This window comes from Citrobacter sp. Cu231 (genome assembly GCF_030332265.1).
GTDB classification, from domain to species: domain Bacteria; phylum Pseudomonadota; class Gammaproteobacteria; order Enterobacterales; family Enterobacteriaceae; genus Citrobacter; species Citrobacter meridianamericanus.
This window is the reverse complement of the sequence record NZ_JAOWIE010000042.1, coordinates 26,830-49,096: the sequence shown is the minus strand read 5'-3', so window position 1 is coordinate 49,096 and position 22,267 is coordinate 26,830. Positions and strand designations below refer to the sequence as shown.

At 53.0% G+C, this 22,267-nt stretch carries 19 protein-coding genes and 1 other annotated feature; of the genes, 7 read left to right on the top strand and 12 right to left on the bottom strand.

The window, feature by feature from the left end; translation table 11 throughout:
* Positions 1 to 84 precede the first annotated feature (84 nt).
* Entirely contained in the window at positions 85 to 879 is a 795-nt protein-coding gene (locus OGY15_RS16375; RefSeq protein WP_210904731.1) for a TraB/GumN family protein, read from the top strand.
* A 200-nt stretch (positions 880 to 1,079) separates the two neighbouring features.
* Entirely contained in the window at positions 1,080 to 1,559 is a 480-nt protein-coding gene (ybaK, locus tag OGY15_RS16370; protein ID WP_003021794.1) for a Cys-tRNA(Pro)/Cys-tRNA(Cys) deacylase YbaK, read from the top strand.
* A gap of 107 nt (positions 1,560 to 1,666) precedes the next feature.
* Here ybaK and ushA read toward each other — a convergent pair whose 3' ends face one another.
* Positions 1,667 to 3,319 carry a bifunctional UDP-sugar hydrolase/5'-nucleotidase UshA gene (ushA, locus tag OGY15_RS16365; protein WP_187252899.1) on the bottom strand — a complete coding sequence of 551 codons (1,653 nt, stop codon included), beginning with the start codon at positions 3,317 to 3,319 and terminating at the stop codon, positions 1,667 to 1,669.
* A 172-nt stretch (positions 3,320 to 3,491) separates the two neighbouring features.
* On the opposite strand from ushA, the gene OGY15_RS16360 reads away from it, so the two are divergent.
* Both OGY15_RS16360 and ybaL read left to right on the top strand, forming a co-directional pair.
* Positions 3,492 to 4,712: an MFS transporter gene (locus OGY15_RS16360; protein ID WP_149691418.1), complete on the top strand. Its 1,221-nt coding sequence runs from the start codon at positions 3,492 to 3,494 to the stop codon at positions 4,710 to 4,712.
* A 225-nt stretch (positions 4,713 to 4,937) separates the two neighbouring features.
* On the top strand, positions 4,938 to 6,617 hold the full coding sequence (ybaL, locus tag OGY15_RS16355; RefSeq protein ID WP_151218657.1) for a YbaL family putative K(+) efflux transporter: 1,680 nt from the start codon (positions 4,938 to 4,940) through the stop codon (positions 6,615 to 6,617).
* Between the two features lie 46 nt (positions 6,618 to 6,663).
* Here the strand turns inward: ybaL and gsk are convergent, their stop codons facing one another.
* Entirely contained in the window at positions 6,664 to 7,968 is a 1,305-nt protein-coding gene (gene gsk, locus OGY15_RS16350; protein WP_151218776.1) for an inosine/guanosine kinase, read from the bottom strand.
* Between the two features lie 151 nt (positions 7,969 to 8,119).
* On the opposite strand from gsk, the gene aes reads away from it, so the two are divergent.
* Positions 8,120 to 9,079, top strand: coding sequence for an acetyl esterase (gene aes, locus OGY15_RS16345; RefSeq protein WP_286540120.1), 960 nt, complete (start codon positions 8,120 to 8,122; stop codon positions 9,077 to 9,079).
* On the opposite strand, the gene hemH is transcribed toward aes, so the two are convergent.
* The 8 genes from hemH to OGY15_RS16305 all read right to left on the bottom strand — a co-directional run bounded on the left by hemH (position 9,076) and on the right by OGY15_RS16305 (position 17,177).
* Positions 9,076 to 10,038: a ferrochelatase gene (gene hemH, locus OGY15_RS16340; protein ID WP_151218655.1), complete on the bottom strand. Its 963-nt coding sequence runs from the start codon at positions 10,036 to 10,038 to the stop codon at positions 9,076 to 9,078. The two genes, aes and hemH, sit on opposite strands and share 4 nt — an antisense overlap.
* Positions 10,039 to 10,207: 169 nt before the next feature.
* On the bottom strand, positions 10,208 to 10,852 hold the full coding sequence (adk, locus tag OGY15_RS16335) for an adenylate kinase (RefSeq protein WP_003021773.1): 645 nt from the start codon (positions 10,850 to 10,852) through the stop codon (positions 10,208 to 10,210).
* 177 nt (positions 10,853 to 11,029) lie between these two features.
* Positions 11,030 to 12,904 carry a molecular chaperone HtpG gene (gene htpG / locus OGY15_RS16330; protein WP_286540116.1) on the bottom strand — a complete coding sequence of 625 codons (1,875 nt, stop codon included), beginning with the start codon at positions 12,902 to 12,904 and terminating at the stop codon, positions 11,030 to 11,032.
* Between the two features lie 110 nt (positions 12,905 to 13,014).
* A complete protein-coding gene (gene recR, locus OGY15_RS16325) occupies positions 13,015 to 13,620 on the bottom strand; it encodes a recombination mediator RecR (protein WP_003021767.1) in 606 nt (201 codons plus the stop codon).
* Positions 13,620 to 13,949, bottom strand: coding sequence for a YbaB/EbfC family nucleoid-associated protein (locus tag OGY15_RS16320; RefSeq protein WP_003021764.1), 330 nt, complete (start codon positions 13,947 to 13,949; stop codon positions 13,620 to 13,622). The genes recR and OGY15_RS16320 overlap by 1 nt, the downstream gene beginning before the upstream one ends.
* 57 nt (positions 13,950 to 14,006) lie before the next feature.
* Positions 14,007 to 15,935, bottom strand: a complete 1,929-nt coding sequence (gene dnaX / locus OGY15_RS16315) for a DNA polymerase III subunit gamma/tau (RefSeq protein ID WP_286540115.1) — start codon at positions 15,933 to 15,935, stop codon at positions 14,007 to 14,009.
* Positions 14,610 to 14,674: a sequence feature (DnaX frameshifting element), on the bottom strand. It overlaps the preceding gene by 65 nt.
* Before the next feature lie 118 nt (positions 15,936 to 16,053).
* Entirely contained in the window at positions 16,054 to 16,605 is a 552-nt protein-coding gene (gene apt / locus OGY15_RS16310; protein ID WP_005125198.1) for an adenine phosphoribosyltransferase, read from the bottom strand.
* Positions 16,606 to 16,799: 194 nt separating this feature from the next.
* Entirely contained in the window at positions 16,800 to 17,177 is a 378-nt protein-coding gene (locus OGY15_RS16305; protein ID WP_003847534.1) for a DUF454 family protein, read from the bottom strand.
* A 69-nt stretch (positions 17,178 to 17,246) separates the two neighbouring features.
* Here OGY15_RS16305 and priC point away from each other — a divergent pair, with 69 nt between their 5' ends.
* Positions 17,247 to 17,774 (top strand): primosomal replication protein N'', encoded by a 528-nt coding sequence (gene priC, locus OGY15_RS16300; protein WP_187252903.1) that lies wholly within the window; start codon positions 17,247 to 17,249, stop codon positions 17,772 to 17,774.
* A 13-nt stretch (positions 17,775 to 17,787) separates the two neighbouring features.
* Positions 17,788 to 17,949 carry a pleiotropic regulatory protein RsmS gene (gene rsmS / locus OGY15_RS16295; RefSeq protein WP_151218650.1) on the top strand — a complete coding sequence of 54 codons (162 nt, stop codon included), beginning with the start codon at positions 17,788 to 17,790 and terminating at the stop codon, positions 17,947 to 17,949.
* Positions 17,950 to 18,022: 73 nt separating this feature from the next.
* Here the strand turns inward: rsmS and mscK are convergent, their stop codons facing one another.
* Both mscK and acrR read right to left on the bottom strand, forming a co-directional pair.
* On the bottom strand, positions 18,023 to 21,388 hold the full coding sequence (gene mscK / locus OGY15_RS16290) for a mechanosensitive channel MscK (protein WP_286540107.1): 3,366 nt from the start codon (positions 21,386 to 21,388) through the stop codon (positions 18,023 to 18,025).
* A 126-nt stretch (positions 21,389 to 21,514) separates the two neighbouring features.
* Complete coding sequence (acrR, locus tag OGY15_RS16285) at positions 21,515 to 22,165, bottom strand: multidrug efflux transporter transcriptional repressor AcrR (protein ID WP_003021744.1); 651 nt, start codon at positions 22,163 to 22,165, stop codon at positions 21,515 to 21,517.
* Between the last annotated feature and the right edge of the window lie 102 nt (positions 22,166 to 22,267).

Sequence of the window (22,267 nt, the reverse complement as noted above, 5' to 3'; positions counted from 1 at the left end):
GCTATCAACTGTGCCATCCGGCAATTCACGCATTGCACCTTCCAGGACCACGCGCTAGCATGGAAGTCCACTTAGGGAGGTCGTATGGATTTGTTATACCGGGTAAAAGCATTTTGGTCTGCACTGCGCGGCAACCACTATACCTGGCCTGCCATCGACATCTCTTTGCCCGGCAACCGCCATTTTCATCTGATTGGCAGTATTCATATGGGCAGCCGCGATATGGCGCCTCTGCCTGCCAAATTACTCAAAAAGCTCAAGCATGCCGATGCGTTGATTGTCGAAGCTGATGTTTCCGGCGACGATGCGCCGTTTGCCAACCTTCCGACCTTTGCCGCACTGGAAGAACGCATCAGCCCGGAGCAGTTAGATAATCTGCATAAGGTCACCGACGAACTGGGCATTTCCCCTTCCCTGCTGTCCACGCAGCCGTTATGGCAAATCGCTATGGTATTACAGGCAACGCAGGCGCAGAAGCTGGGGCTGCGGGCTGAATACGGGATTGATTACCAACTGCTGAATGCGGCTAAAAAGGTGCATAAACCGATAATCGAACTGGAAGGTGCATCCAGCCAAATCGCACTGTTATGTCAGTTGCCCGATAACGGCCTGGCTCTGTTGGACGATACCCTGACACACTGGCATACCAATGCCAGACTGCTACAACAGATGATGAGCTGGTGGCTTGAAACGCCGCCGCACAATAGCGAACTCACACTACCCAATACATTTAGTCAGTCGTTGTATGACGTTTTGATGCATCAACGTAATGCGGCCTGGTGCGATCGACTCAGAGCGATGCCTGCCGGTCACTATGTGGTGGCCGTTGGCGCGCTGCATTTATACGGAGAAGGAAATTTGCCGGAGATGTTACGGTAAAAAAATGGCCAATATCTCTATTGGCCCGTCAAAGAGGAATTTCATCATTATTATGATCCCGGCGCTTAAAGCGTCGGTGTAGTTCGATTGTCGCTCAAAGTCATCATCCTGCCAATACTATTGCGCAAGATGGTACTATTTTTTAGACAGACATCAGGCGTATGCTTGTGTCGTATTTTGTCTGGGCCAGGAAAATTGCTATGACACCCGCCGTTAAATTACTCGAAAAAAACAAAATTTCTTTCCAGATCCACACCTACGATCACGATCCGTCCGAGACGAACTTTGGTGACGAAGTGGTGCGCAAGTTAGGTCTGAATGCGGACCAGGTTTACAAAACGCTGCTGGTTGCCGTGAATGGCGACATGAAGCATCTGGCGGTCGCCGTCACACCGGTAGCCGGTCAACTGGATCTCAAAAAGGTCGCCAAAGCGTTGGGCGCCAAAAAGGTCGATATGGCCGATCCCATGGTCGCGCAACGCACTACCGGCTATCTGGTAGGTGGTATCAGCCCGCTGGGACAGAAAAAAAGATTGCCGACGCTTATCGACGCGCCAGCCCAAACGTTTGACACCATTTATGTGTCCGGCGGCAAACGCGGGCTGGATATCGAACTGGCAGCGAGCGATCTGGCGAAAATTCTGGATGCAAAATTCGCTGACATCGCCCGCCGGGACTAAGCGGTTATAGAATGAATGCCTGATGGCGCGCAGCTTTAAGGCCTACACATCGCACTGACCTGTAGGCCGGATAAGGTGCCAGCACCGCCATCCGGCACTCCGACCTGTTACTGCCAGCTCACCTCACCCTTCGGCTCATACGCACTGGCATCCAGCGGTGAGTTCTTCTGCACGTATTCTTTCAGCACTTCCGCATCAATAAATCCGGTATTCACATAGCCTGGTTTGTTATCAATACGCGGATAGCCATCACCGCCGGTGGCGTTGAAGCTCAGCGTTGCCATACGATAGGTTTTGGCTGGATCAACAGGTTCGTCTTTGATTTTCACATCGTTAAGTTTGCCGTCTTTCGCTACAAAGCTGACGTTGGCAAACTGCGGATAGGCCCCGGAGTCCGGCTTCATTTGCGCCACCGCGGTCAGATAGTCAATCACCTCTTTCCCGCTCATGTCGGCATACACCACGATGTTGCCAAACGGCTGTACCTTCAGCACGCTCTTATAGGTGATATCGCCGCCTTCAATGGAGTCACGGATACCGCCGCCGCTCATCACGCCAAAATCAGCGCTGGTCCGCGCCATTTGCGCAGCCAGCAACAAATGCCCCATATTGGTTTGCACGAAACGGACTTTGCTACGATCGCCTTCGAGACGCGTATTGACGCTGCCAATTTTCACGTCGAGCTGCGCTTTACCTTTATTCTGGAACGGTGTCAGCAGCGAAAGCATTTGCTGATTTTCAGCAATCTCCGGGGTGTAGAGTACCCGCTCACTTTTACCGTTGTCCCAGGTCACTTTTTTCTTCAGGTTAACGGGGATAAGCTGGTAATTAACCATTTTCATTTCGCCGTTGCGGAACTCAAAGTCCGCCCGTCCCACGTATTTCCCCCACTCATGCGCCTGAACAATCCAGATCCCGTTCTGCTTGTCTGGCGCACACGGCGTCCCCGGGACGTAATCCACCTGTTTTTTATTTTCCGCAGCCATACACACAGGGTCCTGTGAGTGACCACCCACAATCATTGCCAGCGACCCTGCTGGCAGGCTGCGCGCCATCTCCACATCACCAGGGGCGTTAGATCCATGATTGCCATTGTCATAATGTCCCATATGGGTGGTGGCAATAATGATGTCTGGCTTTTCCCCCATATTCAGTTCCTGGATAACCAGTTTGGCTTCATCGGCAGGTTTACGGAATTCGATATCGGTAAAGAACTCGGGGTTGCCAATTTTCGCCGTATCATCAGTGGTTAAACCAAGTACGGCAATTTTTAAGTCCTGGCGCTTAAAGATGGCCCACGGCTTAAATAAACGCTCGCCGGTGCTTTTCTGATAAATATTGGCCGAGAGAAACGGAAATTTCGACCATTTTTCCTGCTGGCGCAATACGCTAAGCGGATTATCAAACTCGTGGTTTCCGACCGCCATCGCGTCGTAGCCAATCAGGTTCATGCCGCGAAAATCAGGTTCCGCATCCTGCAGATCGGATTCTGGTACGCCGGTGTTAATATCGCCGCCGGAAAGCAGCAGTACGCTGCCCCCTTCTTCGGCCACCTCTTTACGAATACCGTCCACCAGCGTTTTTTGCGCCGCCAGTCCATATTCCCCATATTCGCTACGCCAGAAATGACCGTGATGATCGTTAGTATGCAGAATGGTGATTTTATAAGTTTTATCTTTTTCGTACGCCTGTGCAGGCTGACCTGCCAGCGCAAATGCGGCTAATAACGCCAGCGCCACGCCCCGTTTTAAAAATTTCATGTACTCTCCCTGAGCCAAAATCAACGACTGAAATTACAATGATATGAAATAATAGTCGAAAATGTTTTCAGAAATGAGACTTCCTTCAAACACCTTCCGCAGGTATGTTAGTCAGGTAATAATAACAAATTAGATTACCCTCATAATCGCAACCAAACAGAAGTGACTTTCTATGGCAATAAGTGAACCAACCCAGCCAGCGGCTGGCGCGTCAGCGTCGGTTGCTAAAGCGCGCACCTCATTTGGCATTTTAGGGGCAATCAGCCTCTCCCATCTGCTCAACGATATGATCCAGTCGCTGATCCTCGCAATTTATCCGCTTTTACAGTCAGAGTTCTCGCTGACGTTTATGCAGATAGGGATGATTACCCTGACCTTCCAGCTTGCTTCCTCGCTGCTACAACCGGTCGTGGGTTACTGGACGGACAAATACCCGATGCCGTGGTCGCTGCCCATTGGGATGTGCTTCACGCTGAGCGGGCTTGTTTTGCTGGCCATGGCCGGCAGCTTCCATATGGTGTTGCTCGCCGCGGCGCTGGTTGGTACCGGTTCATCGGTATTCCACCCGGAATCGTCCCGTGTGGCGCGTATGGCCTCCGGTGGTCGCCACGGCCTTGCCCAGTCGATTTTCCAGGTTGGCGGTAACTTCGGTAGCTCTCTGGGACCGTTGCTGGCGGCTGTCATCATTGCGCCATACGGTAAAGGTAATGTAGCCTGGTTTGTGCTGGCCGCGTTATTAGCGATTGTCGTCCTGGCGCAAATCAGCCGTTGGTATGCAGCACAGCATCGGATGAGTAAAGGAAAGCCGAAGGTCGCCATCGTTAATCCGTTGCCGCGTAATAAAGTGGTTTTGGCGGTAAGCATTCTGCTGGTGCTGATTTTCTCCAAATACTTCTATATGGCGAGCATTAGCAGCTATTACACCTTTTATCTGATGCAAAAATTCGGATTATCGGTACAAAATGCCCAGTTTCACCTGTTTGCCTTCTTATTTGCCGTCGCCGCCGGAACGGTAATTGGTGGACCATTGGGCGATAAAATTGGCAGAAAATATGTTATTTGGGGCTCTATCCTCGGCGTAGCGCCATTTACCCTCGTTTTACCCTATGCAACGCTGGAATGGACCGGGATTTTAACCGTAATCATTGGTTTTATCCTCGCATCAGCGTTTTCTGCCATTCTGGTCTATGCACAGGAGCTGCTTCCTGGGCGTATCGGCATGGTTTCTGGGCTATTTTTCGGTTTTGCCTTCGGCATGGGTGGCTTGGGAGCCGCGGTGTTAGGGCTGATTGCCGACCATACCAGTATCGATTTGGTCTACAAAATATGTGCTTTCCTGCCACTTTTGGGGATACTGACCATATTCTTACCTGATAACCGACATAAAGCCTGATTTTTTGACGACCAAAGCTAGACTTTGGTCGTCATCACTTACAGTGACCATCAGCGTTTGCCTCAGACATCCCCCCCTGGTTTTCCGATCCGTGCTTTTTTTCCTTTAAAATCCTGTTTTCATCAAAATTCAATAATTATTCATCAACATAAACATCAAATTTGTCATAAACTATTACTCGGAATTTGGGTTTTCAGGATCAACACAGCAACCAAAGGAGACGGAATGCATCACGCCACCCCGCTTATCACCACCATTGTCGGCGGCCTTGTGCTCGCTTTTATATTAGGCATGATTGCCAATAAACTACGTATTTCTCCTCTGGTGGGATATCTGTTAGCGGGCGTTCTGGCCGGTCCATTTACACCTGGTTTTGTTGCTGATACCAAACTCGCGCCTGAACTGGCTGAGCTTGGCGTGATCCTGTTGATGTTCGGCGTCGGGCTGCACTTTTCCCTGAAGGATTTGATGGCGGTAAAGTCAATCGCCATTCCCGGCGCGATTGCCCAGATAGCGGTGGCAACGCTACTGGGTATGGCGCTTTCAGCGGTAATGGGCTGGTCGCTGATGGTGGGTATCGTCTTTGGACTGTGTCTTTCGACCGCCAGTACCGTAGTACTACTGCGTGCTCTTGAGGAACGACAACTTATTGACAGCCAGCGCGGGCAAATCGCTATAGGCTGGCTGATTGTTGAAGACCTGATGATGGTGCTGACGCTGGTGCTCCTACCCGCCGTCGCCGGAATGCTGGAAAAAGAAGATGTTGGGTTTGCATCGCTGGCCGTCGATATGGGCATTACCATCGGTAAAGTGGTGGCGTTTATCGCCATTATGATGCTGGTTGGCCGTCGCCTGGTGCCCTGGATCATGGCGCGTAGCGCCGCAACCGGCTCACGAGAACTGTTTACTCTGTCAGTCCTTGCCCTGGCATTAGGTATCGCCTTTGGCGCAGTGGAATTGTTCGATGTCTCTTTTGCACTGGGCGCGTTCTTCGCCGGTATGGTGCTGAATGAATCGGAACTGAGTCACCGTGCAGCGCATGATACTCTGCCGCTGCGCGATGCGTTCGCCGTATTGTTCTTTGTATCCGTCGGGATGCTGTTTGATCCGTTAATCTTGATCCAGCAGCCGCTGGCGGTACTTGGCACGCTGGCGATTATTGTCTTTGGTAAATCCGTTGCCGCCTATTTCCTGGTGCGCCTGTTTGGTCACTCCCAACGCACAGCACTCACCATTGCCACCAGTCTGGCGCAGATTGGTGAGTTTGCCTTTATCCTGGCGGGTCTGGGAATGGCGTTAAACCTGCTGCCACAGGCCGGACAGAATCTGGTACTGGCAGGGGCTATCCTGTCCATTATGCTCAACCCGGTGCTGTTCGCAGTGTTAGAAAAATATCTCGCCAAAACCGAAACGCTGGAAGAGCAGACGCTGGAAGAAGCCATCGAAGAAGAGAAGCAAATTCCGGTGGATATCTGTAATCACGCCTTGCTGGTGGGCTTTGGCCGCGTCGGCAGCCTGCTGGGTGAGAAACTGATGGCAGCAGGGATCCCGTTGGTGGTTATCGAAACCTCGCGTACCCGGGTGGATGAACTGCGCGAGCGTGGGATCCGGGCGGTGCTGGGCAACGCTGCTAATGAGGAAATTATGGGTCTGGCGCACCTGGATTGCGCACGCTGGCTGCTGCTGACCATTCCGAATGGCTATGAAGCGGGTGAAATTGTCGCTTCAGCTCGTGAAAAGTGCCCGTCGATTGAGATTATCGCCCGCGCGCATTATGACGATGAAGTGGAATACATTACCGAGCGGGGCGCCAATCAGGTGGTCATGGGTGAGCGTGAAATCGCCCGCACCATGCTGGAGCTGATTGAAACGCCGCCTGCTGGTGAAGTTGCTACTGCCAGTTAATGTTACGTGCCGGATAGCGTTATCGCTTATCCGGCCTACGCAAGATTTAACGATCCCAGTACGACTCTTCCAGGCTGTCCTCACGTTCCGGCAAGCCGCGCGTCAGACGCGGGGAATGCTGGTTCAGCACCTGGTAACTCACGCGGTTAGCATATTTACACACCTGCGCTAATGACGAATAGGTCAGCCAGGTAAACTTGTGCTTGCTGGAGTTAGGCACGTTGCTACGGTGATAGCTGTTGGCAGTAATATCATGCAGCAATGCCGCCAGCGCGCCGTCACCAGCACCGTTGGTGTTCATGATCTTTTCTGGCCCGCCCATATACGGCGCGATGTGTGAATACACACGTAACGGATTCGTACAGTCTTTATGACGCATGGCGCGGCTAAATTCGTATTGGTTAAATTCGGCAATCGCCCCAGGCAGCAGCGGATGCTGGGTTTTACGTTTGACTTCTTCTTCCGTAAAGCCCGCCATATACAGACCCGCCGGGCCCGCAGTGCACAGCACCAGATCCACCCAGTCCAGCGCCTTGTCGGACGCCAGTAGCGGATCGTTCTCGCCGGTCAGCGCTTCGGCCTCTTCTTCATTCATCGCCAGAATAGAGACATGCTCTTTCAGAAATGCCTGCCACCACTGCGGATTATCGGCAATAACGAATTTGGTGCCCAGCGTCAGTACCACCGGCACATTGTGTTTTTTGGCATATTCAATCGCCTTCATGGTTGCTTCCGGCATCGGCTCGCCCGGTTCGCAGCGCACCAGATAGGACGTCAGCACCAGCGCGGACGCACCAGCAATGACGGATTCAGGGATGCTATCCGCTCGCAGTTTGTTCATATGTCCGGGGCTGATGGCGAAGGTACGCTCTCCGGATTCGCCAATCAGCGTAAAGCAGCGGCCAATCGGTCCATTAACGCCTTGCAGGTAGTTCAGATCGGTACGGCTGGAGGTATTACATAAATAACGGTACGCGTAACTACCAATCTCGATATTGCTGCACATCACACCCAGTAGCACCGAGCGGTCATCCGCCAACACGGAGTAGTTGTGCATGGTGTTACCGATAGTACCGCCCGCAAACTGATGGGTGATCAAATTTTCGCGCACCAGCTCCTGGTAGAGCGCTTCAGCGACATCATCGGCAATCACCAGAGAGTGCCCGGCGCTTAATCCATAACGTTTGACAAAGCCATCATCCACTTTGGCTTCAATATCCACCAGCGTCTGGTCGATGCCCACCACCCAGGCAGCGCTGGTTTCATTTTCTGGTTGAATTTGTTGCAGCAACGGATCGCGCGCGCTGACGGGAAAATAGTGTTTGGATTTACGTTTACCGGGAAATTTCATGGTCGATTTTAGGGTGGTTAACTGAGCGATGCATGGTAGCACATTCCCTGCTGCGCATGCGATGCGGCGCTGAGTTTCAATATCGGACGGTGAGATCGCAGTTTGTCCAGGATTAATTTCTACAATAACTCACCTTTACAAGGAGTGTTTTATGAAACCGGAAAACAAAATCCCCGTACTCGACAAAATTTCGGATGAAATGAAAAGCGTGGTGAATTTTCATCGCGACGATTTGCCGCCATGGCCCGCTGCCGATGACTTCGTGGCTCAGCGCCAACACTACATTCATGAGCGGCAACTGTGGAATGCCGATGCCCCGCAGATGGATACCCGAGAATGCGTGATTTCTACCGCGTGCGGTCCCGTTGCCACACGAATTTACGCTCCGCAGCCCCAAAGCCAGGCGACGCTGTATTACCTGCACGGCGGCGGTTTTATTCTCGGTAATCTGGATACCCACGACCGTATTATGCGCTTACTCGCGCACTACACCCAGTGCACGGTGATCGGCATTGACTATTCGCTGGCGCCGGAAGCCCGCTACCCGCAAGCCATTGAAGAGATAGTCACCGTTTGCCAGTACTATCATCAACACGCTGGCGACTATTCCCTCAATGTAAATACGATTGGTTTTGCGGGCGATTCCGCCGGAGCGATGCTGGCGCTAGCCAGCACTCTGTGGCTGCGAGATAAAAACATTGCCTGCGGCAAAGTCGCTGGCGTGCTGTTGTGGTATGGCCTTTACGGCCTGCAAGATTCACTAAGTCGACGGCTGATGGGCGGCGCGTGGGATGGTTTAACCCGCGAAGATCTGCAGATGTACGAAAACGCGTACCTACGCAGCGCTGACGATCGCGAGTCACCGTACTATTGCCTGTTTAATAACGATCTGACGCGCGACGTACCGCCATGTTTTATCGCCGGTGCGGAGTTCGATCCGCTGATCGACGATAGCTGCTTATTATTCCAGACGTTACAAGCGCATCAGCAGCCTTGCCAGTACAAAATGTATCCCGGCACGCTGCACGCCTTCCTGCACTATTCGCGGATGATGAAAACCGCCGACGATGCCCTGCAGGACGGCGCGCGTTATTTCAGGGCGCAGCTTTAAAGGTAGGCGGCGGTCAGTTTAACCATCATTTCGATATGTTCCGGTGTGGCATTCAACGCCGGAATATATTCATATTGCTTACCGCCAGCCTCAAGGAAAATCTCCCGGTTTTGCACCGCTATCTCTTCCAGCGTTTCGAGACAATCAGCCGCGAAGCCCGGACACATAACCTGGATATGTCGGGTCCCTTTCTCCGCCAGCATTTTTAACGTTTCATCGGTATACGGCGTCAGCCACGGTTCGCGGCCAAAGCGAGACTGGAAGGTCATCATGACTTTTTCCGGCGGCAGACCAAGCGCCGAAACCAGCTCACGCGTCGTGTCGCGACAGCGCTGCGGGTAGTCATCGCCCTCATCGGCGTAGCGCTGCGGAATGCCGTGGTAGGAGAGCAGCAGCAAATCAGGTTCGCCATGTTGAGCAAATGAATCCCGGGCACTCTTGGCCAGCGCATCAATGTAGCTGCTGTCATCGGCGTAATCACGAATAAATGAGACACCAGGAATAGCGCGTTTGCGCGCTAAGATGCGCGCCAGCTCATCCCAGACTGCTGCAACCGTCGAACAGGAATATTGCGGGTACAGCGGTAACACCACCATGTGTTCCACTCCGCTTGCCAACAGTTCATCAACCGCGCTTTCGAGCGACGGCGAACCGTAGCTCATCCCCAGCGCGACAGGCGTATCAGGCAGACGTTGTGCCAACGCCTGCTGTTGCGCCTTGCTGTAGACCATTAGCGGGGAACCGTCTTCCATCCAGATTGACTGGTACAGCTTTGCCACACGCGGCGCTCGCAACGGCAAGATCACACCACGCAGCAACGGCCACCACAGCGCAGGGGACGTATCGACTACGCGTTGATCGCTTAAAAACTGGCGAAGGTAGCGCTTAACGGCTTCGGGGGTTGGGGCATCGGGAGTGCCGAGGTTTGCCAGCAGGATACCGGTTTTCGTCTGACGCATTACCGCCTCTTATCGATTCAAATTGTTGATAATTGTAGCGGAAAAGCGGTAAAGAAGAACTAATTGCTGTGAAAGGTAAGACGAGAATTTGCCTGATGGCGCTACGCTTATCAGGCCTACAAAGAATCGTAGGCCGGATAAGGTGTATCCGCATTAACTGCGTTAAAAATTAACCGAGGATTTTTTCCAGCGCTGCGCGAACGTCAGCCACGGCCTGAGTGCCGTCAACTTTCGCGTATTTAGTGTTACCCGCCTGTGCTTCTTTCGAGTAGTAGCCGATCAGCGGTGCGGTCATCTGATGGTATTCCACCAGGCGCTTACGTACGGTCTCTTCCTGATCGTCTTTACGGGTGGTCAGCTCTTCGCCGGTCACGTCGTCTTTACCTTCAACCTTAGGCGGGTTGAATTTGATGTGGTAAACGCGGCCAGAAGCAGCGTGTACGCGACGACCTACAATACGGTCAACGATCAGCTCGTCCGGAACGTCGAATTCCAGAACGTAGTCCACGTTGATACCCGCTTCCTTCATGGCATCTGCCTGCGGAATAGTGCGCGGGAAGCCATCAAGCAGGAAACCATTACGGCAGTCTTCCTGAGCAATACGCTCTTTTACCAGCGCGATCACCAGCTCATCAGTCACCAACTTACCGGCGTCCATGATGTCTTTCGCTTGTTTGCCCAGCTCGGAGCCAGATTTCACGGCGGCACGCAGCATATCACCGGTGGAGATTTGCGGAATACCATACTTCTCCATGATGAACTGAGCCTGAGTTCCTTTACCCGCGCCCGGAGCGCCAAGCAGAATGATACGCATTACGAAAATCCCCTTAAAGGTTGTCGATATTTTTTAAAAAGCGCTAAACGATACCACCATCACGCAATTGGCTCAAGGAAGGTGCCTGCGCTGAAACGGTTAATGATGGAAAATTGAGTTCAGAAGGCGAAAAAAAGCCGGATGGCGCTAGCGCCATCCGGCATCACATTATCGCTATCAGGATACCAGCAACTGGTTCATACGGCGGATGAACTGGTTCGGATCTTCCAGCGTGCCACGCTCGGCAAACAGCGCCTGACCCAGCAGCAGTTCAACCCACTCTTTGAACTGCGCTTCGTCCTGAGTATCCGCCGTGCGTTTTACCAGCACGTGGTCCGGGTTCAGTTCAAAGATATATTTCACTTCCGGTACCGCCTGGCCCGCAGCGGCGAACAGTTTCGCCATCTGGGTGCTCATTTCATCCGCATCGGTGGTGACGATAGCCGGTGTGTCGGTCAGACGGTGAGTCAGACGCACTTCTTTTACGCGATCGCCCAGCAAGGTTTTCACGCGCTCAACAAACGGCGTCAGCGCTTTTTCCGCTTCTTTTGCCGATTCGTCAACTTCATCCGCCAGTTTGTCGATGGACTCGTCGGCTTTGGCCACGGACTGGAATGGTTTGCCATCGAACTCGGTCAGGTAGTTCATCATCCACTCATCGATGCGGTCAGAAAGTAGCAGCACTTCGATGCCTTTCTTACGCAGCAGTTCCAGGTGCGGGCTGCTCTTCGCCGCCGCATAGCTGTCTGCGGTGATGTAGTAGATTTTCTCCTGCCCTTCTTTCATCCGCGCAACGTAGTCTTCCAGCGACACGGTCTGTGCGGAGGAGTCAGTATGCGTAGACGCGAAGCGCATCAGTTTGGCGATAGTTTCCTGATTAGCATGGTCTTCCGCCGGGCCTTCTTTCAGAACCAGACCAAACTGTTTCCAGAAGGTCTGGTATTTTTCCGCGTCGTCTTTCGCCAGTTTTTCCAGCATCTGCAGTACGCGTTTGGTCAGCGCGCTGCGCAGGTTACGGGTGACGGTGCTGTCCTGCAGGATCTCACGGGAGACGTTCAGCGGAAGATCGTTAGAATCTATCAGACCACGGACAAAGCGCAGGTAGTTCGGCATGAACTGCTCGGCATCGTCCATGATGAATACACGCTGGACGTACAGTTTCAGACCATGCTTGTGATCGCGGTTCCACATATCCCACGGCGCCTGCGATGGGATATACAGCAGGCTGGTGTACTCCTGCTTACCTTCTACACGATTGTGGCTCCAGGTCAGCGGGTCGGTGAAATCGTGGGCGATATGCTTATAGAATTCGTTGTATTCGTCGTCTTTGATTTCCGACTTGTTACGCGTCCACAACGCCTGCGCCTTGTTGATCTTTTCCCAGGAAACCACGGTCTCGCCGTCTTTCTCTTCGGTTTTTTCGATCTCTACCGGCAGCGCGATATGGTCGGAATATTTGCTAATGATGGAACGTACGCGCCAGTCATCGAGGAACTCGTCTTCGCCTTCGCGCAGATGCAGAGTGATTTCGGTGCCGCGATCGTCTTTGGTGATATCAGCAACGGTGTACTCACCCTCGCCCGCAGACTCCCAGAACACGCCGTTTTCCGGTTTATCACCCGCAGCACGGGTACGCACGGTGACTTTGTCCGCCACGATGAAGGCTGAGTAGAAGCCAACCCCGAACTGACCGATCAACTGGCTGTCTTTCGCCTGATCGGAACCCATGGATTCGAGGAAAGATTTGGTGCCGGATTTCGCAATGGTCCCCAGATGATCGATAACGTCATCACGGTTCATCCCCACGCCGTTATCGGCAATGGTCAACGTACGCTTATCTTTATCGAAGGAAACACGCACACGCAGCTCACCGTCACCTTCATACAGATCCGGGTTAGACAGTGCGCGGAAACGCAGCTTGTCTGCCGCATCCGAGGCGTTAGAGATAAGCTCACGCAGGAAGATTTCTTTATTGGAATACAGAGAATGGATCATCAGGTGCAGAAGCTGTTTTACTTCTGACTGAAAACCACGAGTTTCTTGTCCTTTCATGTAGATCTACCTCAACAATGCCATTTTCAATGGTAAAAACACGTTGAGGGTGAAATGGGGACAAGCGGGAAGGATTTCAAGCGGAAGCCGCCGTCGCGGCCTCCGTTTGTTCAGAATTTAATCTTGTGCCGTCCTGCCAGAGAGTGCGATAGCGTGGTGCCATCGACCATTTCCAGCTCGCCGCCGACCGGAACGCCATGGGCGATACGGCTGGCTTCAACGCCATACTGCATGCAAAGCTCAGCAATATAGTTGGCGGTCGCTTCTCCTTCGACCGTGGGATTAGTCGCAAGGATCAGTTCGTTGATTTGCTCAGACGCCAGTCGCTGTTCAAGACGATCCAGCCCGATGTCATCCGGCCCGATACCGTCCAACGGCGACAGGTGTCCCATAAGCACGAAGTAACGTCCGGAAAATTGCCCGGTTTGCTCAATGGCGTAGATGTCCGCCGGACTCTCCACCACGCAAATCTGACCGTTTTCCTGGCGACGCGGGTTCGAGCAGATGTTGCAGACGTCCTGCTCGGTGAAAGTGCGGCAATCGGCACAGTGGCCGATTTCCGACATCGCCTTCGTTAACGCCTGCGCCAGACGCATCCCGCCGCTGCGATCGCGCTGAAGCAGCGTGAACGCCATGCGCTGCGCAGACTTCGGACCAACGCCCGGCAGACAGCGCAGTGCTTCCATAAGCTGAGTTAACAGCGGGCTGGTTTGCATCAGAACGGCATCTTAAAGCCAGGCGGCAGCTGCATTCCGGAGGAAACAGAAGCCATCTTCTCTTTCTGCGTCTCTTCAATACGACGCGCCGCGTCGTTGAATGCCGCAGCAACCAGGTCTTCCAGCATCTCTTTGTCGTCTTCCAGCAGGCTTGGATCGATCTCCACGCGACGGCAGTTATGCGCGCCGTTGATGGTCACTTTTACCAGACCCGCGCCAGATTCGCCGGTCACTTCCAGCTTGGCGACTTCTTCCTGCATCTGCTGCATTTTTTCTTGCATCTGCTGGGCCTGTTTCATCAGGTTACCCAGACCGCCTTTACCAAACATAGGCTTCTCTCTCAATCACGTTAAGGGATGACGACCGTCAAACCATTTGGCTGACGATCAAATGGGGCGAATACTTTCTTCATCCAGGTCCGCATCGAAAAAACGACGCAGCGTCTGGATGTTATTATCCGCAATAATCGACTCACGCGCCTGCGCGAGCTTCTCTTCATAGATGGCCTGACGCCACTCCAGCGGCGTGCGCACCGCAGGATTATCATCTTCAACGATGGTCAATTCAACCGTTGACCCCGTTAAGGTACTCAATGCTTCGGCCAGTTTTTGCTGCGCGCCACTGGAATTAAGGTGCCGCTGCGTGGAACGCAGGTGCAGGCGCACCATGTTGCCATCCTCTTCTTTCCAGGCATTAAGCGCCACCTGCTCCACAAGTTTAGGTAGCGAGAGCTGGCTTACCTGGGCTGCCCACGGATCGCGTTCAATAGCTTCAGCCGCAAGCTTTGCCGCCAGTTCCGGCGTTTTTTCATGCTCAAGCGCTTTTTTCAGCGCTTTCGGCGTGGCAACGACGTCTTTAACTTCTGCAACAGGATTGGTCGCCTTCCAGCGATACGCTTCTTTCTTCGCCGGAGCCTTTTCCAGCGCAGAGACCGCCGGACGCGCCTGAACACGTTCCGACACCGAAGCCAGTCTTTCCAGCGCAGCATTATTCACCGGCCGCGCGCGGGAAGCGGCTGCCGGTTCACTCTTTTTTGGTTTGGTTGCTCCCTGGGCGCGTTGCAGCTGGCTGCGTGCAGCCAGCACCTGGCTGGTAGCATCGGAGAGCGGCACATTCTGTTGCTGTTGCGCTGACGCAGGCTGCTGCGGCACCTGCGTTGGGGTTATCACCGCAGTGGGTGCGACCGGGGCAAACGACTGACGCGGAACTTCAGGTTCCGGGAGCGGCATGCTCGGATGAAAAGCCAGCGCACGCAGCAGCGTCATTTCGACGCCCATTCGTCTGTCCGGCGCATACGGCAGCTCTTTGCGCCCGATTAACAGGGTCTGATAATAAAGCTGCACATCGGTTGGCGGGACGATTCGCGCCAGTTCACGCATACGCTGTTCAATGGCGGCCATATCGCTGCCGAGCGCGGCAGGTGAAAGCTGAACCATGGCAATACGATGCAGTAAAGCCGACATTTCTACCAGCAACGCTTCCCATTCAATACCGCGCGCGGCAGCGTCGTTAACCAACGTCATCACGCGTTCGCCGTCGGCGGCCACAACCGCTTCAACAAGCGAGAGTGCCTGGTCGTCGTCCAGCGTGCCGAGCATGGTGCTGACCGCGTCGGTCGAGACCTGACCATCGCCGCTGGCGATCGCCTGATCGGTCAAACTTAGCGCATCGCGCAGGCTGCCGTCCGCGGCGCGAGCCAGCAGTTGCAGCGCACGCGGTTCATGGGCGATATGCTCTTCTTTGAGAATATGCTCAAGCTGATGGCGAATCTGTTCGACATCCAGCGCTTTAAGATGGAATTGCAGACAGCGCGACAGGATGGTCACCGGCAGCTTCTGCGGATCGGTAGTCGCCAGCAGGAACTTGACGTGCGCGGGCGGCTCTTCGAGCGTTTTCAGCAAGGCATTAAAGCTGTGGCGCGACAGCATGTGCACTTCGTCGATCAAATAGACCTTAAATCGCCCGCGCGCAGGCGCGTACTGGACGTTATCCAGCAGATCACGAGTGTCTTCGACTTTGGTGCGTGAGGCGGCATCGATTTCAATCAAATCGACAAAACGCCCCTGCTCAATTTCCCGGCAGTTATCGCACACGCCGCACGGCGTCGCGGTGATGCCGGTTTCACAGTTTAATCCCTTCGCCAGCAAGCGGGCGATAGAGGTTTTTCCGACGCCACGGGTGCCGGAAAACAAATAAGCATGATGAATACGCCCTAACGACAAGCCGTTCGCCAGTGCCGTCAGCACATGTTCTTGGCCGACGACGTCAGCAAAGGTTTGTGGGCGCCATTTTCGGGCTAAGACCTGATAACTCATTGGCAGGCTCTGAAAGGCTGGAGGGTGGATTCACAGGAGGGTAATGCTAACACAACCTCGCAGCGACGGCGAGGTTGTGTGTCTCGGTATTACTTCAGACGGGATAAGATAGCCCGACTTAGTGGCCCGGGAATGGTACCAGGCTGTAACAGGTCAGCCCCTGCTTTTCCAGACGCTGTTCGCCGCCCAGATCAAACAGGTTAATGATAAAGGCAGCATCGGTCACTTCGCCACCCAGTCGGCGGATCAACTTCACGGTCGCTTCAATCGTGCCGCCGGTTGCCAGCAGGTCGTCTACAACCAGGACTTTATCGCCCGGTTTGATGGCATCAACGTGAATTTCCAGCTGATCGGTGCCGTATTCCAGCTCATAGCTCTCAGCTATCACCTCACGCGGAAGCTTACGGGGTTTACGTACCGGAACAAAGCCGACGCCCAGACCCAACGCTACCGGCGCGCCAAACAGGAAGCCACGCGCTTCGGTGCCAACCACTTTAGTGATACCCGCATCTTTATAGCGTTCAACCAGCAATTCAATGCTGAGGGCGTAGGCTTTCGGATCTTCCAGTAAACTGGTGACATCACGGAAAAGAATGCCCGGTTTTGGGTAATCGTGGATGCTTTTGATGCTATTTTTGAGAAACTCAAGCTGCTGTGCAGTCGCGGTCATAAGTTTGTGCCTGATTGATACAGTATTACTTCACGGCGCACTATACACTTCATCTTCGACGTATCTTGAATGATTTTGTGTCTATATTAAGGGTCAGGGTTACACTTGCTTAACCTTTGACCATCTGCGCCTGTGCTCGAAAACGGTCGAATTTACTGGCTGCGAGAGACAATTGCAACAGCGATTATTGCGGTTTACTGCTTTTGTTGTTTTTCATCAATCACCGGGATCCGCCACATAAAAATCAGTAAACAGGCGAGAATAACCAGCAGCAGGCCGCGCACCCACATCATATTGACCAGCCAGAGTGAAATAGCAAACGTCACCAGGATTAACAAAATTGCGCGTGGCTTCGCTCCAGGCGGCATCGCGCGGTGTTTTTGCCAGTGACGCAGATACCCGCCGAACCACGAACGGTACAGCAGCCAGTCGTGAAAGCGCGGCGATGAGCGGGCAAAACACCAGGCGGCCAGCAGGATAAATGGCGTCGTGGGCAGCAACGGCAATACAACGCCCAGCGTGCCTAACACTACCGCTATCCAGCCAATGATGATTAGAATAATGCGTTGCATAATATCAGTACTTAACACAGAGAATCGCTACTTTAGCATAACAGTTCTCATTTTCATCGGAGTGTTGTCGTGAAAACCGTCATGCTACTACAGACGCTCGAAAACCAGCTTAACCGCCTGCGCCAGCAGTGTGCCCCGCTGGCGCATCACGCCACGCTGAGCGCCCGCTTTGACAGGCATCTGTTTCACACTCGCAGCACGTTGCTCCAAGCTTATCTGGTTGAAGCTGAAGATAATCTCGCAGCCTTGCGGCGCGCAGTTGAACAGCAACAACTACCACAAATTAGCTGGCTGGCGGAACACCTTGCCTCACAGTTAGAGGCGATTTCGCGTGAAACCGCCAGTTGGTCACTCCGCGAGTGGGACTGCGCATCTCCAGGCCTGGCGCGCTGGCAGCGCAAGCGAGTTCAACACCAGGAGTTTGAACGCCGACTGGTGGAAATGACGCATGAACGCAAAAAGCGTCTGGCTCAGGCAACGGGTTTTGAAGAACAGCAAAAACTGCATCGTGAAGTAGAAGCATTCGAGGCGCGACTGGCACGCTGTCGCCATGCCCTGGCGAGAATAGAAAACGTGCTGGCGCGTTTAACCCGTTAATCCCGGAGAATTTATGTCATTAGAGAACGCCCCGGACGAGATCAAACTGGCCGTCGATCTGATTGTCCTGCTTGAAGAGAATCAGATGGAGCCTGAAATTGTGCTGAAAGCGCTGGAGATTGTGAAGCAGGATTACGAGAAGAAACGGCTCTCTTTATCTAAAAAAGATCTGTAACTGAAAACCTGATGGCATTGCACTTATCAGGCCTACGAATGAATCGAAGCTCGCAGGCCTGATGATTTTTCTATTAACCTACCGAAGGCGTCGGGTCATCACCTTTAATGATGTCACGCTTAACCTCGGTCACGGTGTCGCCCTTCGCGTTGTGCAGGTGCACTTCGAGCTGGTTAAAGGCAATATCAATGTCGTTTTCACGGCACAAACGATCGACCGCACGGTTAAGCTCATCAACCGTATGGCTACGATCGCGCAATTCGCGCACGTATAAACGCAGCTCATGATCCAGCGTGCTGGCGCCGAAGGCGGTAAAGAACACCGCTGGTTCCGGATCGTGCATCACTTTCGGGTGCTCAATCGCCGCCTGCAGCAGCACCTTCTTAACTTTGTCCAGATCCGAACCATAGGCCACGCCAATGCGAATCACCAGGCGCGTGGTAGTATCGGAGAGCGACCAGTTGATCAAGCGCTCCGTCACGAACGCTTTGTTCGGGATAATCACCTCTTTGCGATCGAAGTCGGTAATGGTGGTGGCACGAATTCGAATCTTGCTGACCGTTCCTGAGAACGTACCGATGGTAACGGTATCGCCGATGCGGACCGGGCGTTCAAACAGGATAATCAGGCCGGAAACAAAGTTACCGAAAATTTCCTGCAAGCCAAAACCCAGACCAACCGACAGGGCGGCGGCCAGCCACTGTAGCTTATCCCACGAAACACCGAGCGATCCGAAGACCGTCATTGCGCCGATGGCGATGATCGCGTAGTTAAGGATCGTAGTGATCGCATAGGAAGCACCCTGGCGCATTTTCAGTCGCGACAGCACCAGCACTTCCAGCAGCCCTGGTAAGTTGCGGATCAACGCCCACGCCACCATTGATGCAATAATCGCAAACAACAGGCTGCCCATGGTGACGTCTTTCACCACTGCCGCACCCGCTTCGGTGCCGTTGTAATGCCAGAGCGTAATGCTGTCGAGATAGCTGAACACGGTGATCAAATCAGACCAAATGGCCCAGAACAAGACACCAAACAGGGCAACCATTACCAGCATAGTTATACGCAGCGTTTGTTGGTTAACCTGCTCCAGCGCGATGGTCGGCTCTTCCTGCGGCTCTGCACCCTCCGCCCCTTCTTTCACCAGGTTCTGACGACGCGCCAGCGCGCGACGCCAGGCGATACGACGTGCCGCGACGCTCAACCCACGCAGCACGGTCTGGTACAGCAGGTTCCAGAGAATGACCAGATAAACCGTTTCAATCCAGCGTCCCGCCAGGCGCAGCGTGGTGTAGAAATAGCCGGTCGCCGTCAGCACCATTAATGCTATCGGGATAATAGACAGCACGGTAATCGTCACCAGACGCAGACCATGCGACTCTTTATCACGCCAGCTTTCGCGGCACATTGGCCATACCAGGAAGGCGATCAGCAGCAGGTTGAGGAAAATGACCGCCTGCCCAAGCACATCGTCCATTAAATTAAGCGGCGACAACTCAGCAATAACCGACCAGAAGTTCAACGGCAACAGTGCGAGGCTGATGCGCACAATCTGACGACGCCAGTGGCTGGTCTGCTTCGCAGGCATGCCAAAATGACGAATCGCCACGCCATCCTTTTCCAGCACCTTCCAGCACAAACCAAACACCAGCCAGAAGACAGTCATCTTCTTGCTGAACGCCCACAGCAGGTCGCTGATATTCAACTGCATAGTCAAAAGAATCAGACCTACCGCGAGGATAATCAGGCACGCCGGCAAGGCTCTGATGAGATCGATCAGAATCGCTTTTGGTGTATTGAGCTGACTGTCATTACGCAGGTTACCCACCGCAGCGGCTAATTTCGCCTGATACTCTTTCAACCATTTCAGACGCCAGCGGATTAACCCGGCAATGAGCAATAGCGGCAATCCCGCCAGGAACGCAATAAACACCGCAGGCCATGCTTTCTCCCAGTTAACCGTGATTTTCATCGACTTAAACTGGTCTTTAAGCGTTTGCGGGAAAGCTTTGATCCAGTCCCAGTCCATCGGACGGTTACTGTTAACCCAGAAAATCTGCTGCGTGAGGATCCCTCTCAGGTTTTTCGACACACTCATTAACTGCTGCTGGTTAATTTGCAGATTAATCGCCATCATCAGCTGATTGCCAAGCTGCTTATTTAGCTGATCCAACAGTTCACGACGCATATCCACGACCTGCAGTAAGGCATCATGGACTTCGCCGTTCACTTCGTTGCGGTGCCCTTCTTCCAGTTTGGCGACAAACGCATCATTCTGGAACAGCGCGTCGCGCTGCTGGTTGACCTCAAACTGCTCCAGACGCAAGTCGGCGATCCGGTTGGTCATATCGGCAAGTTCATCCGCAGACGGCAGTGTTTGTTGTTGCTGATACAGAATACGCGACAGCAGCAGACTGCCCTTCAGAACGGCGATCTGTTCTTTAATGTTGCGTTCGGATTGCAGCGCGCGGTCAAGCCAGTTTTTAACTTTGATATTTTGCTGCATCAGGCTGTTGCCATTTTCGGTCGCGGCAATCAGACGCTGGCTGAGCTGATGGTTAACATCAAGCTCCTGCTTCACTAACGGATTGGACTGAATACGCTCGGCCTCGTCAGGATTGACCGCTTCCTGCGCCGTTTTTTCGGTTAACGTCAGTCGCTTGCTGTTCACCGCTTCCTGCAGGAGCTGGAGCTGATGCTCAAGGCGGTTACTGTTCGCCGTCACGTAATCACGTTGTTTTTGCAAGGTATCCTGCAAAATCGTATTCCCTTCGAGGCTCTTACGCTGTTGGTCGATCTGCGCATTCAGCAGCGCCTGCTGCGCCTGTAACAGCACCTGCTGGCTGGGGCGTAAAGCTCCTTCGCCTACATTAGTGCCATCAAGTCGGTTGCGGATTTGCTGCATCTGCTGCGACGCGGTGTACATCGCATTTTGTACGCGCTCTGGCTGGGTCTGCAGTGATACCAGTTGGCTGTTATACGTGGCCAGATCGTTTTGCGAGCTTTGCAGGTCATCCAGGACCTGCGCTACGCGCGACTCAAGTTGTCGTAAGGAAAGCGTGCTCAGCGTTTTTCGCGTTTCGTCGTCATTATCGACATCGCTGAGTGAATTTAGCGCATCCGTCGCCTGGCGCATTTTCTCTGGCGCCTGGGCCACTTTCTGGCGAAGCTGTACGGTCTCATCTTTCACGCGATCGATTTTATCCAGCGTGGCAATGGTATCGATGAGATCCTGTTGGACCAGCTTATCCTGCGCGGAGAGATCTTTTTGTTTATTCAGCGTGTCTAACTGGCTCTGAATATCAACTTTCGTCGGCAGTTCACCACTCTGTTGCGCCCGCGCAAATGCAGATGACTGGCAGGATAACAATAGAATGAAGAAAAGAATGCTAATAGCAATTACATGCTGTGAACGTTTATAGAGCTGCAACATAGTCATGAGAATGAATGTTTCTGAACCAGGAAAGTGACCGGAAATAGTCAAGTGACAAGAATATCACGGCTGTGAACGGCAGAATAGCAGAAGGCAAAATGACCAGGAGAATTCCTGGTGCAGAATGGCAAACTAGCTTGTCTCTCCTGCCTGCAGACGCAAGCTTGGACAAAGCAGACACATCTCCAGCAGTACCGCCACGTACTGGCGAGCCTCATTCTTCAGATCAAATGATTCGGGAGCAAATAACCAGTTCTCCATGATCCCGGAAATATAGCTACGCATTAACACCGCTACACGACGTGTGTTCAGGTTTTCCGGCAACATGTTGACATCCATACAGTGGCGTAACGTTTTTTCTATGCGGTCATAGTTTTCCAGACACAGACTACGTTCGACTAACTGAACTGATGCTATTTCCCCGACAAATTCGCATTTGTGGAATATAATCTCCATCAATAAACGTCGGCGTTCTTCTGTCACGGTAGTTTCAAGAACGTAAATTAAAATTTCTCTTAATACTGATAGTGGATCGTCAGGGAATTTTGCCTGATACTCAGTCTCTAACTCATCAATGTTAGGTTTTGCTAGCTCCCAGATTTCACTGAATAAATCCGATTTGTTTTTGAAATGCCAATAGATTGCACCGCGCGTCACACCAGCGGCTTTTGCGATCTCAGCCAGCGAGGTGGATGAGACCCCTTGTTGCGAAAACATACGCAGAGCGACATCGAGAATGTGTTGTCGTGTTTCCTGTGCTTGTTGTTTGGTTTTTCGTGCCATAGGTCAGTGAATTTACAGGCGTTAGATTTACATACATTTGTGAATGTATGTACCATAGCACGACGATAATATAAACGCAGCAATGGGTTTATGGGCTTTAAG

What these genes read in the sequence shown, in the direction of transcription:
- ybaL (WP_151218657.1), top strand. Translation starts at nt 4,938, where the DNA reads ATGCATCACGCCACCCCGCTTATCACCACCATTGTCGGCGGCCTTGTG.
- apt (WP_005125198.1), bottom strand. Translation starts at nt 16,605, where the DNA reads ATGACCGCGACTGCACAGCAGCTTGAGTTTCTCAAAAATAGCATCAAA.
- hemH (WP_151218655.1), bottom strand. Translation starts at nt 10,038, where the DNA reads ATGCGTCAGACGAAAACCGGTATCCTGCTGGCAAACCTCGGCACTCCC.
- OGY15_RS16305 (WP_003847534.1), bottom strand. Translation starts at nt 17,177, where the DNA reads ATGCAACGCATTATTCTAATCATCATTGGCTGGATAGCGGTAGTGTTA.
- dnaX (WP_286540115.1), bottom strand. Translation starts at nt 15,935, where the DNA reads ATGAGTTATCAGGTCTTAGCCCGAAAATGGCGCCCACAAACCTTTGCT.
- OGY15_RS16320 (WP_003021764.1), bottom strand. Translation starts at nt 13,949, where the DNA reads ATGTTTGGTAAAGGCGGTCTGGGTAACCTGATGAAACAGGCCCAGCAG.
- adk (WP_003021773.1), bottom strand. Translation starts at nt 10,852, where the DNA reads ATGCGTATCATTCTGCTTGGCGCTCCGGGCGCGGGTAAAGGAACTCAG.
- rsmS (WP_151218650.1), top strand. Translation starts at nt 17,788, where the DNA reads ATGTCATTAGAGAACGCCCCGGACGAGATCAAACTGGCCGTCGATCTG.
- htpG (WP_286540116.1), bottom strand. Translation starts at nt 12,904, where the DNA reads ATGAAAGGACAAGAAACTCGTGGTTTTCAGTCAGAAGTAAAACAGCTT.
- ushA (WP_187252899.1), bottom strand. Translation starts at nt 3,319, where the DNA reads ATGAAATTTTTAAAACGGGGCGTGGCGCTGGCGTTATTAGCCGCATTT.
- acrR (WP_003021744.1), bottom strand. Translation starts at nt 22,165, where the DNA reads ATGGCACGAAAAACCAAACAACAAGCACAGGAAACACGACAACACATT.
- recR (WP_003021767.1), bottom strand. Translation starts at nt 13,620, where the DNA reads ATGCAAACCAGCCCGCTGTTAACTCAGCTTATGGAAGCACTGCGCTGT.
- OGY15_RS16375 (WP_210904731.1), top strand. Translation starts at nt 85, where the DNA reads ATGGATTTGTTATACCGGGTAAAAGCATTTTGGTCTGCACTGCGCGGC.
- aes (WP_286540120.1), top strand. Translation starts at nt 8,120, where the DNA reads ATGAAACCGGAAAACAAAATCCCCGTACTCGACAAAATTTCGGATGAA.
- ybaK (WP_003021794.1), top strand. Translation starts at nt 1,080, where the DNA reads ATGACACCCGCCGTTAAATTACTCGAAAAAAACAAAATTTCTTTCCAG.
- OGY15_RS16360 (WP_149691418.1), top strand. Translation starts at nt 3,492, where the DNA reads ATGGCAATAAGTGAACCAACCCAGCCAGCGGCTGGCGCGTCAGCGTCG.
- mscK (WP_286540107.1), bottom strand. Translation starts at nt 21,388, where the DNA reads ATGACTATGTTGCAGCTCTATAAACGTTCACAGCATGTAATTGCTATT.
- gsk (WP_151218776.1), bottom strand. Translation starts at nt 7,968, where the DNA reads ATGAAATTTCCCGGTAAACGTAAATCCAAACACTATTTTCCCGTCAGC.